14 protein-coding genes are annotated in these 12,617 nt (G+C 56.5%); 8 read left to right on the plus strand and 6 right to left on the minus strand.

Features of this window, described 5'->3' with window-relative positions; translation table 11 throughout:
• Positions 1 to 7: 7 nt before the first annotated feature.
• Together AC2FLP_RS05400 and cobA are read right to left on the minus strand one after the other, a co-directional pair.
• Positions 8 to 322, minus strand: a complete 315-nt coding sequence (locus AC2FLP_RS05400; protein ID WP_496682021.1) for a DUF2849 domain-containing protein — start codon at positions 320 to 322, stop codon at positions 8 to 10.
• Complete coding sequence (cobA, locus tag AC2FLP_RS05405) at positions 322 to 1,098, minus strand: uroporphyrinogen-III C-methyltransferase (protein ID WP_496682023.1); 777 nt, start codon at positions 1,096 to 1,098, stop codon at positions 322 to 324. The genes AC2FLP_RS05400 and cobA overlap by 1 nt, the downstream gene beginning before the upstream one ends.
• A 144-nt stretch (positions 1,099 to 1,242) precedes the next feature.
• On the opposite strand from cobA, the gene AC2FLP_RS05410 reads away from it, so the two are divergent.
• On the plus strand, positions 1,243 to 1,725 hold the full coding sequence (locus AC2FLP_RS05410) for an Lrp/AsnC family transcriptional regulator (protein WP_117869097.1): 483 nt from the start codon (positions 1,243 to 1,245) through the stop codon (positions 1,723 to 1,725).
• A gap of 137 nt (positions 1,726 to 1,862) precedes the next feature.
• Here AC2FLP_RS05410 and AC2FLP_RS05415 read toward each other — a convergent pair whose 3' ends face one another.
• A complete protein-coding gene (locus AC2FLP_RS05415; protein WP_299896722.1) occupies positions 1,863 to 3,044 on the minus strand; it encodes a cytochrome P450 in 1,182 nt (393 codons plus the stop codon).
• On the opposite strand from AC2FLP_RS05415, the gene AC2FLP_RS05420 reads away from it, so the two are divergent.
• From AC2FLP_RS05420 to AC2FLP_RS05445, 6 genes are all read left to right on the plus strand, one after another.
• On the plus strand, positions 3,043 to 4,824 hold the full coding sequence (locus AC2FLP_RS05420; RefSeq protein ID WP_299896725.1) for a sensor histidine kinase: 1,782 nt from the start codon (positions 3,043 to 3,045) through the stop codon (positions 4,822 to 4,824). The genes AC2FLP_RS05415 and AC2FLP_RS05420 overlap by 2 nt on opposite strands.
• Complete coding sequence (locus AC2FLP_RS05425; protein WP_299896728.1) at positions 4,821 to 6,050, plus strand: sigma-54-dependent transcriptional regulator; 1,230 nt, start codon at positions 4,821 to 4,823, stop codon at positions 6,048 to 6,050. Before AC2FLP_RS05420 ends, AC2FLP_RS05425 begins: the two co-directional genes overlap by 4 nt.
• Positions 6,051 to 6,411: 361 nt before the next feature.
• Complete coding sequence (locus AC2FLP_RS05430; RefSeq protein WP_299896731.1) at positions 6,412 to 7,413, plus strand: DctP family TRAP transporter solute-binding subunit; 1,002 nt, start codon at positions 6,412 to 6,414, stop codon at positions 7,411 to 7,413.
• 111 nt (positions 7,414 to 7,524) lie between these two features.
• Positions 7,525 to 8,202: a TRAP transporter small permease gene (locus AC2FLP_RS05435; RefSeq protein ID WP_299896735.1), complete on the plus strand. Its 678-nt coding sequence runs from the start codon at positions 7,525 to 7,527 to the stop codon at positions 8,200 to 8,202.
• Positions 8,202 to 9,578, plus strand: a complete 1,377-nt coding sequence (locus AC2FLP_RS05440) for a TRAP transporter large permease (RefSeq protein ID WP_299896738.1) — start codon at positions 8,202 to 8,204, stop codon at positions 9,576 to 9,578. The genes AC2FLP_RS05435 and AC2FLP_RS05440 overlap by 1 nt, the downstream gene beginning before the upstream one ends.
• Positions 9,579 to 9,731: 153 nt before the next feature.
• Positions 9,732 to 10,043 carry a DMT family transporter gene (locus AC2FLP_RS05445; RefSeq protein WP_117869090.1) on the plus strand — a complete coding sequence of 104 codons (312 nt, stop codon included), beginning with the start codon at positions 9,732 to 9,734 and terminating at the stop codon, positions 10,041 to 10,043.
• A 96-nt stretch (positions 10,044 to 10,139) separates the two neighbouring features.
• On the opposite strand, the gene tpiA is transcribed toward AC2FLP_RS05445, so the two are convergent.
• Entirely contained in the window at positions 10,140 to 10,889 is a 750-nt protein-coding gene (gene tpiA / locus AC2FLP_RS05450) for a triose-phosphate isomerase (RefSeq protein ID WP_496682031.1), read from the minus strand.
• 149 nt (positions 10,890 to 11,038) lie between these two features.
• Positions 11,039 to 11,404 (minus strand): HesB/IscA family protein, encoded by a 366-nt coding sequence (locus AC2FLP_RS05455; protein ID WP_117869088.1) that lies wholly within the window; start codon positions 11,402 to 11,404, stop codon positions 11,039 to 11,041.
• 289 nt (positions 11,405 to 11,693) lie between these two features.
• Between AC2FLP_RS05455 and AC2FLP_RS05460 the strand changes: the two genes are divergently transcribed.
• Entirely contained in the window at positions 11,694 to 11,963 is a 270-nt protein-coding gene (locus tag AC2FLP_RS05460; protein ID WP_496682034.1) for a hypothetical protein, read from the plus strand.
• 224 nt (positions 11,964 to 12,187) lie between these two features.
• Here AC2FLP_RS05460 and AC2FLP_RS05465 read toward each other — a convergent pair whose 3' ends face one another.
• Positions 12,188 to 12,550: an SUF system Fe-S cluster assembly protein gene (locus tag AC2FLP_RS05465; protein WP_117869086.1), complete on the minus strand. Its 363-nt coding sequence runs from the start codon at positions 12,548 to 12,550 to the stop codon at positions 12,188 to 12,190.
• Between the last annotated feature and the right edge of the window lie 67 nt (positions 12,551 to 12,617).

Raw genomic sequence — 12,617 nt, forward strand, 5'->3', positions numbered from 1 at the left:
CCAGAGGTCAGGCCCGGGGCTGCGGGGAAGTTTCCTGTTTGCCGTGGGCATAGTTGGACGGACCAGTGCGGCGGAAGTCTTCCCGGAAATGGGTGGGTTCGGGACCGTTTTCGCCAGCAACGGCATCGGCCAGATAGGCGCCCACGATTTTGTTTGCCTGACGCGCGGCATCCAGCAGGCGAACCTGCGCATGTGCCTCGTCGGTGATCAGTTCTGCTTCGCTCAGGTCACGGGACCAGCGGACATCTTCGGTCAGATAAATCACGTCGCCTTCGAGCAAGTCATTTGCAGTGACGACTTTGGGGGAAAAAGCGCGGGCCATCAGGCAAGCTCCTTGTTGAATTCGGTTACAACCTGCGCAGCTTCGCGCGGGGCAAGGCCATAGAAGGTCAGGGCCGGTCCATCCATTTCGGCGGCGGCCAGATCGGTGGGCAATTGGTCCAACGTGGTGGCCAATATCCGCTGGTCCGGACGCGAGGCATTCTCGACCAGAGTAATGGGCGTGGCGCGATCTGCGCTGTGCATGATCAGACGACCCTGAATGAACCGAGCGGATTTCTTGCCCATGTAGATCGCTGCGACGGAACCCGGCTGAGCTAAAGCGTTCCAATCGTGATCTGCGAATCCTTGCATGTCGTGTCCCGTCAAAAATCGAACCGACGAGTTGCGTCCGCGGCGGGTCAGGCTTTGACCGATGCCAGCCACGGCAGCAGAGGCCGCTGTGATGCCGGGAATGATCTGCCAGGATATACCGGCCGCATCTATGGCCTCGATTTCTTCGTCCAGACGACCAAAGACCGTGGGGTCGCCCGATTTCAGGCGGACCACACGGTTGCCATTCAGGGCGTATTCGACCAGAAGCGCGTCGATATCGCTCTGCTTCCACGAGGGGCCGAACCCGGCCTTGCCGACATCGACCAAAACGGCCTTTTGAGCGGCCATGTCCAGCACTGGTTTGCTGACGAGGCGATCGTGCAGCACCACATCCGCCTGCTCAAACGCAGTCAGCGCCTTGAGCGTCAGCAACTCGGGGTCACCGGGCCCAGCGCCGACAAAGTCGACATGGCCTATGGGGTTGGTCGTGTGAAAATCCTGCATCGGATCGTCTCGGGTGTTGTTTGACTTGACTCTCAATATAGGAAATATTCCCACCAAAGCGCCATATCGCCGCTGAAATAAGGACAAGTGTTCCGAAATTCTGGAAAACCGGAACAGGGGCATCGAAACAGAAGGAAAATTGGAATGTCGGTGCGGATAGATGACACGGATCGAAAAATTCTGGCTGAGCTGCAACGCGATGCGGGCCAATCTTTGGACGAAATTGCGGCTCGGGTCGGCAGTTCAAAGACGCCTGTTTGGAATCGTATCCGTAAACTCAAAGGGGCTGGGATTATTGGTCAGCAAACGGTTCTGCTGGATGCCGAGGCGCTTGGGTTCGAGGCCACGTTCTTTGTCTTAATCCGAACTTCGGAACATGAGGCGGACTGGCAACGTAAATTTCTGAAAGCATTGAAGGATCATCCCGAAGTGCAAGAGGCGCACCGATTGGCGGGTGACATCGACTACATTCTCAAGGTCCGGGTCAAGAACGCACGTGCCTATGATCAGTTCTACCAATCGCTCATCTCGGAGGTGCGCGTGCATAACGTCACGGCTTTATTGTCCATGGAAGAAATCAAATCCACGACGATGCTGCCGCTGAATGCATTGGCCGAGGGGGCTTAGAAACCGAGGCGCTGCCACCTCCACCCGTTCCGGGCGCGTCCTTCGGGGTGTTTTGAGCCAGATGAGCTGATGGGTGTTTTCATCCGGCCGGATTCATAATCGCCAGAGGCATCGCCGATCAGCGCGTGTTACAATGATCAAGTTCTGACCAACAGCTGATTCAGCCCGTGAAAGTGATAGCTGTCAGAATAAAGTGGCGGTGCAGCCAGTTGCAGATTTGGACAGCTTTCGAACAGGATCGGCAAAGCGATACGCATTTCCAGACGCGCCAGTGGTGCTCCGACACAGAAGTGAATTCCGCCCCCAAAGCTTGTGTTGACTTCAATCGGACGGCGCGGCTGAAACATGTTCGGTTCAGCCCAGACAGCGGGGTCGCGGTTGGCTGCTCCAAGCAACAGTGCCACTTGCTCGCCGCGTTTGAATGAATGGCCGAACAGATCGACGTCCTCATACGCGTAGCGAGTGAACATGTGCAGAGGCGGGTCATAGCGCAGAATCTCTTCGATGGTTGCGTCGATTCCATCAGGTGCCAGGACGTCGGGTGCGGTATGGGTCTGCAACAAGGTTTTTACCCCGTTCCCCAGTGAATGCACTGTAGCCTCATGGCCTGCGTTCAGCAGCAAGATGCAGGTGGCAACCAGTTCGTCGAGCGACAGTTTCTCGCCTTCTTCTTCGGCACGTATCAACCGGGTTATCAGATCGTCACCGGGATCTTTGCGCCGCAATTCTATGTATTCCTGCAGGAACCCGGTAAAATCCCGAGATGACTTGGCGGCCCTATCTTCTGTGTCCTGCGTGCGATTGGCCTGATACATGGCAACCATATCGTGTGACCACTGCAACAGGTCGGGGGCCATGCTTTCGGGTACGCCGAGAAGCCGACAGATGGTGATCACCGGCACCTGAGTGCAATAGGCTTCCAACAGATCGAATGAATTATAAGGGAAATCTTTGATCAGGCCGCGGCAAAGGTCTTCGATAGAGGGTTGCAGCGCAGAAATCGCCCGTGACGTGAAGGCGCGCATAACCAGCGACCGAAGGCGTGTGTGCCTTGGTGGTTCTGCTTCAAGCAGTGAATGGGCCTCGATGGCCAGCCATGGCGCCAGATGGGCGGGACCTTGCTCTGTCAGTTCGGGCGGAACCTCTCGTCCAAACCTGCGATCCCGAAACAGGGCGCGAACCGCGCGGGATGAAACAGCGGCGACCATACCGTAGTCCTGCCAATCGAACAGATCGCCTGCGCGTCGCGCCATGTCGTAGAACGGGTAGGGGTTTTGGACGAAACCCGGGTCTGTCGGTGATTGCGAAAAAGACTTCATGCGCCGCACACTTGCCATGCGGCGCGTTGAATGCAAGACCCTGTCTATGCACAGGGTTTGGTTCATATCCGGTTTTTTGCTCGCCGTCGGGTTATTGTCGGGGTTTGTCTGGTCTTATGGGTATCGGCAGGCCCTGTCTCAGCTGAGCGAGAAGGCAGAGGCCGATCTTGAGCTGGCGGCTGACCGGCTGAGCACGCAGATGCAAGTGTACCAGGAACTTGCCGTGCTGATGGCAACACATCCCGTTTTACATGAATTGGAAACACAGGCCGATATACGCCAGGCTCGGGGAATGTTGCTGGACGTTGCAGACAAGACTGCCGCCGTAAACATGATTTATCTGGATAAGAACGGGCAGGTTTTGGTGTCGGCGCAACCGGTGTCCCAGCGCAACATGGCCGGGCACCCAGCTTTCCGTCGTGCGATGCAGGGCGCACTGGGCAGTGCGCATGAGGTTGTGCCCGCGGGCGATGACCGGATTTATTCCTACGCCGCCCCTGCTTTTGGCCCGTCTGGCCAGATCGAAGGCGCGCTGATGGTTGTTGCTGATGTTCAGGACGTTGAACAGACGTGGCGCGGCAGTACCGAAGCGGTTTTCTTTGTCGATTCCGATGGTGTTGTTTTCATTTCCAACAGATCCGACCTGTTGTTCTGGCGCCGGGCGGACGGTGAGGCGGGATTGACGCCGCCAGATGGTGCGGCCGTTGATTTTTCTTCAAAACAAGTCGGCAGGCACGAGTTGTGGCATTTGAACTGGGGGCGTTACCTGCCACGAGATGCGCTTCACCTGACTCTTGATTTGCCGGTTATCGATATGACTGCCGAGGTTCTGGTGGACGTGGCACCGGCGCTGCAACTTGCCAGGCTTCAGGCAGCGGCTGTCGCGGCTATTTGTCTGGCCTTCGGGGCGATGCTCTTTCTTGCCATGGAGCGGCGGCGGGCGCTGGCAGAAGCGAATGCCGTTCTGGAAAGCCGTGTGGCCAAACGTACCCATGACCTGACGGTTGCAAATGCCAGCTTACGCAAGGAAGTGACGGAACGGGAAGAAGCCGAGGCGGCGCTTCGGCGGGCCCAGGCGGACCTGGTTCAGGCGGGGAAGCTCAGCGCTTTGGGGCAAATGTCGGCAGGGATCAGTCATGAACTGAACCAGCCGCTTATGGCCATACGGCAATTTGCAGATAACGGCACCGCGTTCATGACGCGGGGAAAACCTGAAATGGCCGCCGAGAATCTGGGCCGAATATCCGAAATGGCGGCGCGGATGGCGCGGATCATCAAGAACCTCCGTGCTTTTGCCCGCAACGAAAGCGAACCAATGGGGCGTGTTGACCTGATACAGGTTCTGAATACCGCAGTTGAACTGACAGAGACCCGCCTGCGAGATGATGATGTGACGCTGAACTGGGAGCCTCCGAACAGCTCTGTGTATGTGTGGGGGGGGGAAGTACGTTTGGTGCAGGTGTTTGTGAATCTGATCAACAATGCGGCGGATGCAATGCTGGGGCGACCTAAACGGAAAATAACGATAACGCTGCGCAAAGGTACCCGGCTGAGTGTTTCCCTACAGGACACAGGCCCCGGCATTGAAGACCCCGATCGGATGTTCGAGCCCTTCTATTCGACGAAAAGCGTTGGATCATCGGAAGGGTTGGGGCTGGGGCTTTCGATTTCATACGGGCTGGTTCAAAGCTTCGGCGGTGATATTCGGGGCGCGAACACGGAGGATGGGGCCATGTTTACCGTCGAACTGGAACCTTGCGACAAGGAAGAGGCCGCGTGATGCGCAGGGTTTTGTTGGTCGATGATGATGCTGCCGTGCGCGAGGCCCTGTCTCAAACTTTGGAATTGGCGGACTATCTGCCAATTACCGCTGGATCCTTTGTGGCGGCCAAGGATCACATACGTCGCGATTTTCCCGGTGTCATCATCTCGGATATCCGTATGCCCGGGCGGGACGGGTTCCATCTTTTGTCTTATGCACGGGAAATCGATCCGGATCTTCCCGTGGTGCTTTTGACGGGGGAGGGCGATATTCCCATGGCTGTCGACGCCATGGGAAAGGGCGCGTTCGATTTTCTGGAAAAGCCGTGCGCCGCGTCTGACCTTTTGGAGGTGCTTGAACGCGCCTTCACAGCGCGTTCGCAGGTTTTGGAGCAAAGAGCGGCGAAATCCGAGCTGGAACGTGGAGACCCTGCCGCGCGCTTATTGTTCGGCTTGTCGCCGCAGGCCGAGGCGCTGCGCGAGCGGGTTCGAACAGTCGCTCCGACAGGTGTCGAGGTACTTGTGACAGGACCGCCGGGCAGCGGCATTTCAAAGGTCGCCGAGGTCGTGCATTTGATGTCGCCCGCAGGGCAAGGGCCGTTTGTCAAACGCACCGCTTCAAGCCTCAGCCCCGATGAATTGGCCAAAAGCTGCGAAGACGCCGCTGGCGGATCGTTGTTTCTGGACGAAGTCTCTGCCATGCCCCAAGCTACGCAATACGCGGCATTGGAGCTGATCGAGCATGGACCGGGTGGGCGTATCATTGCGGGAACGACCGCTGATCTGTCGGTGCTGAGTTCCGAAGGGCGGTTTAATGCTGACTTGTTCTACAGGCTGGATGTTATGCGCGTGCGTATTCCATCCCTCGCAGAACGTCCCGACGACATTCCGGTGATCTTCCGTCATTACGTGGCACAGGCGGCGGAACAGGCAGGAATTACTGCTCCGGAGATTTCGTCCGAGCATCTTGCGTCGCTGATGGCGAGCGACTGGCCGGGAAACGCACGATCCTTGATGTCAGCCGCGATGCGGTTTGTGCTGGGTATGCCGGAAGAGGTGGCGCAGGCAACAGATCTGGGCCTCAGCGAACAGATGGCGCGGGTCGAGCGGTCACTGCTCATCGCGGCGCTGGGTCGTCACAACGGCAAAGCGTCAGATGCGGCGAAGGCGTTGAAGCTGCCGCGCAAGACTTTTTACGACAAGCTGGCACGGTATCAGATTCGGGCTGAGGATTACCGGCGGTAACGGCCGGGCTCCCGCCACCTTTTTCCGCATTAACATGCGTCTAAAGCTGTTGGGCCAGGCAGCCCGCTAATGCGGACAGCAGTTTCACGGCTATTGATTCGGTTGTCTTGATTCGGAGGGTGTGTGGGTTTTCGCACAAACTGGAAAATTGCTGTGCGGAATTTCGCACTCGGGATTTGAGTGCGTCGAAGTATCGTTTCAATTCACGGTTAAACACACTGAAATAAAAGCGTAAAATGGAAAATCGAAAGGCGGGGAACAAATCATTGAGCGGATCGCGTTGATTCGTTTCACTTCGCTGCATCCGATACCGACCTGGTGTCGAAGGATAGTTTCAAGGAAGTCTGGGAGGAAAAGACAGATGAAATTCCTGACAACGGCCGCAACCGCTCTTGCGCTGACAGTCACAGCCACCGCAGGTTTGGCAGCCTGTGACGATGGTGAGATCGTCGTCAAATTCGCGCATGTGACCAACACCGACAAACACCCCAAGGGCATCGCCGCATCGCTGCTGGAACAGCGCGTCAACGACGAGATGAACGGCGTGATGTGCGTGGAGGTCTATCCGAACTCAACCCTCTACAACGACGACAAGGTGCTGGAGGCGATGTTGCAGGGCGACGTTCAGCTGGCCGCACCCTCGCTGTCGAAGTTCGAAAAGTTCACCAAGCAGTTCCGCCTGTTTGACCTGCCGTTCATGTTCAAGAACATCGACGCTGTGGATGCATTCCAGGCTTCGGCTGATGGTCAGGCCATGAAGGACAGCATGCAGCGCCGTGGTCTGCAGGGGCTGGCCTTCTGGCACAACGGCATGAAGCAGATGTCGGCGAACAAGCCGCTGCTCGATCCGTCGGACGCTAACGGCCTGAAGTTCCGTGTACAATCTTCGGACGTTCTGGTGGCACAGATGGAGGCCATCGGTGGCAGCCCGCAGAAAATGGCGTTCTCGGAAGTTTACGGCGCTCTGCAGCAGGGTGTTGTGGATGGGCAGGAAAACACCTGGTCGAATATCTATGGCAAGAAATTCTTCGAAGTGCAGGACGGCATCACTGAAACCAACCACGGCATCATCGACTATCTGGTTGTAACCTCTGTGGACTGGTTGGACAGCCTGGATCCGGAAGTGCGCGTTCAGTTCCTGACCATTCTGGCCGAAGTGACCGAGGCGCGAAACAAAGAAGCCTTTTCCGTGAACGAAGCAGCCAAAGCGTCGATTACAGACGCAGGTGGTATCATTCGTGAACTGAACCCTGAACAGCGCCAGGCCTGGGTTGATACGATGAAACCCGTTTGGGACCAGTTCGCTGGTGACGTCGGTCAGGACAAAATCGACGCCGCGCAGGCAATCAACGCCGGGTTCTGATCCGGATAAGGTCACGCGTCCGGGGACTGGGGAGTTATCGACGCGCTGGCCGGGCGGGCTGAACAAGCCCGCCCCAACCCTTCTCATCAATAAAATTGTGGGGACAGAGAGATGTCTGGTGCGAAATCCGGCCAAGGCGGGCTGGTCGACCATATCGAAGAAACCCTGATTGCGTTGCTGTTGGGCCTGATGACGGTCGTGACATTTGCCAACGTGATCGCGCGGTTTGTTTTCAATTCCAATATCCTGTGGGCGCTTGAGCTGACTGTATTCACTTTCGGCTGGCTGGTGCTGCTTGGCGCTTCGTATGCGGTCAAGAAACACTCTCATTTGGGCGTGGACGCAATCCTGAACATGCTGGCCCCGGCGCCACGTCGCGTTCTTGCGCTGATCGCTGTGGGGTGCTGCCTGGTGTTCTCGTTGCTGTTGCTGAAAGGCGCTTATGATTACTGGGCCGTCTTCGCGGATCTACCGCCAACATCCGGACGCTGGTTCCCGACAGGGTTCAATTTCGACGCCCGCAGCCAGAGCTTCTACGAAGTGGACGATATCCCAATGGTCGCTCCGCTGCGGTTTCTGGAAGACCTGATCAACTATGGCGAAGGGTACGAAAAGCTTCCAAAGGTGGTGCCATATCTGGTGCTGCCGGTGTCGATGCTGCTGCTGGTGATCCGGTTCGCCCAGGTCGCCGTTCAGATCTGGCGTGGTGAAACAGATCGCCTTGTCGCCAGCCACGAAGTCGAGGACGAGATCGAAGAAGTCCGCGCTCAGCAGGGAGAGCACAACTGATGGACGTCATTCTTCTTTTCTCGATGGTCATTGGCCTGTTGTTGATCGGTGTTCCGATTGCAGTTGCGCTTGGCCTCAGCTCGACACTGTTCCTGCTGATCTATTCTGATAGTTCGTTGGCCTCGGTCGCGGGTACGTTGTTCGAGGCGTTCGAAGGGCATTTTACCCTTCTGGCGATCCCGTTCTTCATTCTGGCCTCGTCTTTCATGACGACCGGCGGTGTGGCACGGCGGATCATCCGGTTCTCAATCGCCTGTGTCGGGCATTTGCCCGGCGGTCTTGCGATCGCCGGCGTGTTTGCCTGCATGCTGTTCGCAGCACTGTCCGGGTCATCCCCGGCGACCGTGGTCGCCATCGGCTCGATCGTCATCGCGGGAATGCGTCAGGTGGGTTACTCCAAGGAGTTCGCCGCCGGTGTGATCTGTAACGCGGGTACGTTGGGCATTCTGATCCCTCCGTCCATCGTGATGGTCGTTTATGCTGCAGCCGTTGAGGTCTCGGTTGGACGCATGTTCCTTGCGGGTGTTATTCCCGGTCTGATGGCAGGGCTGATGCTGATGATCACCATCTATGTCATGGCCAAGGTCAAGAACCTGCCTAAAGGCGAATGGAAAGGCTGGGGAGAGGTCTTTACCTCAGCCCGCGAGGCCGGTTGGGGCCTGTTCCTGATCGTGATCATTCTGGGCGGTATTTATGGCGGTATCTTTACACCGACCGAAGCCGCTGCCGTTGCTGCCGTCTATGCGTTCTTCATTGCCAGCTTTGTGTACAAAGACATGGGACCGTTGAGCACGGAAGAAGGTGCGCAGAATCTGCCGCTGCTCAAAAAACCCTATGCGCTGATCACAGCGTTCTTCCATCCAGACACCAAGCATACGCTGTTTGAGGCTGGGAAACTGACTGTCACGCTGCTGTTTGTCATCGCCAACGCTCTGATCCTCAAGCATGTTCTGACCGACGAGCAAGTACCGCAGCATATTGCCGAGGCGATGCTGTCGGCGGGCCTTGGTCCGGTCGCTTTCCTGATTGTGGTGAACGTGATCCTGCTGATCGGCGGTCAGTTCATGGAGCCGTCGGGCCTGTTGGTGATCGTTGCGCCTCTGGTGTTCCCGATTGCCATCGAGCTGGGCATTGATCCGATCCATCTGGGTATCATCATGGTGGTGAACATGGAAATCGGGATGATCACACCTCCGGTTGGTCTGAACCTGTTCGTGACCTCGGGCGTTGCGGGTATGCCGATGATGAGTGTTGTGAGGGCGGCGCTGCCGTTCCTGGCCGTGCTCTTCGTTTTCCTGATCATGGTGACGTATATTCCGTGGATATCGACCTTCCTGCCCAACACCTTCATGGGACCGGAAATAATAACCAATTAGATGGTCCGACAATGAACAAAGCCGGGTGGTTTCGACCGCCCGGCTTTTTTGCGTCTTGAAACCATGTGCAGAGTTCCTATCTGGGGTTCAGAGGACGACCTCTCCTTTCTGGAACATCATTCGGGACGACCCGAACGGATTCGAGGTTGCCTTATGCCCTGGATATTTCTTTTGTTTGCCGGTCTTCTGGAAATCGTATGGGCGGTTGCCATGAAGCAATCAGCCGGGTTCACCCGATTGTGGCCAACGGCCGTGATGGGCGTTTCGATGATAGGCTCTTTCGGGCTGTTGGCGCTGGCAATGCGCGATTTGCCGTTGGGCACCGCCTACACGATCTGGACCGGGATCGGCGCAGTGGGGGCGTTCAGCGTCGGTGTTCTGTTTTTGGGTGAAGCGCTGACGCCCGCACGATTTGCTGCGGCGGTTCTGATCGTGACAGGCCTTGTGGTGATGAAGCTGGCCTGAAGCCTTAGGCCAAGCCTGAGCGCGTCGTCAGGGAGCGGGACACACATGAAAAAAGACCGTTTTTGGGCCGAAGATATTGCGGAATAAAGCCCGGGTTCAGACGCTTTCCAACGCTTGAATGATGCCCGAAAACTCTGACGCCTTCAGGCTGGCACCGCCTACAAGTGCGCCATCGACATTGGAAACTGCAAAGATGTCCGCCGCATTGCCGGGCTTCACCGAGCCACCATAGAGCAGACGGACGGAACGGCCCACGCCTTCGCCAAAGCGACGCTCCAGCCGGGCGCGCATGAAGTCGTGAACTTCCCCGATTTCTTCCAATGTCGGAACTTTGCCGGTGCCAATTGCCCAGATCGGTTCATACGCGACGATCAGGTTCTCGCCGGTTGACTGATCCGGAATCGAGCCGGACATCTGGCCGCCAATTATGTCGAGTGTATTGGCCGTCTCCCGTTGCTCAAGGCTTTCGCCGACGCAGATGATCGCCTTCAGGCCCGCATCCATCGCCGCACGCGCTTTGGCCCGCACAACTTCGTCAAGCTCGCCGTGGTCCACGCGCCGTTCGGAATGGCCCAGAATGACCGATGTTGCTCCGGCATCCACCAGCATATCGGCACTGATATCTCCGGTATGCGCGCCGGATTTCGCTGCATGACAGTCCTGACCACCAACAGAGATAGCGGTTCCCTGAACGGCAATTGATGCGCGGCTGAGCAATGTGGCCGGGGGACAAATCAGGATGTCGACCGATGCCTTGGGATGGCTCTGAGACAGCGCCTTCAACTCACCCAGCTCAGCGCCGGTCCCATTCATTTTCCAGTTTCCAGCCGCCAGCTTCCGCCGCATATCGGTATCTCCCTGATCATCCGGTGATTTAGGGATGCGGATAGCATTGTCGGGACCATCTTACAATTCTGCTCGACGGATGATTTCGGGAGCAGAAATCAACGATTGAGCCTCCTTGCGCCGCTCAGATGTCGTGTTGTGAGGCGGGCTTAGCTTTGTTGGGCGATGTTTTCGTCGAACTTGATCGATTCTCCGCAGCCACAGGCATCGACGACGTTCGGGTTCTTGAATTTGAAGCCGGCTTCCAACAACGACACTTCGTAATCGATCTCGGTTCCGAACAGAAACATCTGAGCCATTGGAGCAATCATGATGCGTGCACCATCCTGCTCGACGACTTCGTCATGAGGATCTGCCTGATCGACATACTCCATGGTGTATTCCATGCCTGCACAGCCGCCTTTCTTGACACCAATGCGCAAACCAGCGTGACCGCCTGAATTCATCAGGCGGGTAATCTGCTCTGCGGCTTTGGGCGTCATGGTCACAGCCTGTTTGCCGGGGATGCCGAACATGTAAGTCTCCGTTGTCGCGCGTTACACCCAATCTAGGGTCCAAGCCCCTCGGGCTCAAGGCAATGTGGTGTAAAGAATGTGAATTCGCTGTTAAGCATAATGTTTCCGGGTCGCCGATCCGATAACTTGCCTTGGTACGGGAGGCGGGGTTAGCATCGATCTTATGAAGTTTTGGAACCCTGCCTGAATTAATAGCATGACATGAAGTGGTATAAATATGAAATATTTAGAGTCGAAAGTTAAAGTAAGTTTTCTTGCGACCGCACTTTTTTCCGTAAGCGTGTGTGTGATGTCCTTCCAAGCTTGGGCCACGACGGGATCTGAACGGCATCCGGTGAATTGTGCAACGGCAGAAGGGGATTTGCGTGCCATTGCGTCGGAAAAGAAACACGCAGAAGACATGCAACTGGAAAGCATTGCCGCCATCACTCCTGCCGGCGCTCTGCTTGGGCTGGTCACTGGTACCGAGCAAAAAAGACTGCAAATGCTGTCGGGAGATTACATCAAACAACTGGACGCCAGAGCCGCTGAAATCAAGGAAACCTGCAATCTGAATTGACCGCCGTTATGAGAGCGGAAAAAAAGGACCGTTCTCGGGCAAGAACGGTCCATGTTATTGGGCCAGGAATCCGGGGGGCGGTCATAACACACCCAGCCTTCGATACAGCATTCTTCAATGCCAACCACAGGTATTATCTGTCAGGATTGTGACAGGTGCTGCACGAATGCGTGACGAAAATACTAATGTTTCGTGACAGTTGGCTGAAATGAAGTGCCTGGGTTCTACATAAAGCCCAGTTCCAGACGGGCCTCATCCGACATCATCTCCATGCCCCAGGGCGGCTCCCATGTCAGTTCGACATCAACTTCTTTGACACCTGCAACGGGTTCGATTGCCTCGACAATCCAGCCGGGCATGTCGCCCGCGACCGGACATCCGGGCGCCGTCAGGGTCATGATGACCTTCACTGCGTTGTCCGCAGCAATGTCAATCGTATAGATCAGGCCCAGGTCGTAGATGTTGACCGGAATTTCAGGGTCATAAACTGTGCGGCACGCTTCGACCACGGCCTCGTAAAGCGGGTGTTCAATCGTTGACGGCGCAATAAGCGGGGTGCCTTCAAACTGTTCGCTCGGGTGAGTCATCTTTGCCTCGGGTCAGTTGCCTGAGTGATTATATAGGGAATACCTGCAACAGCGTCCAGTAGGGGAG

It is taken from the genome of Ruegeria sp. CDSA141 (assembly GCF_059612005.1).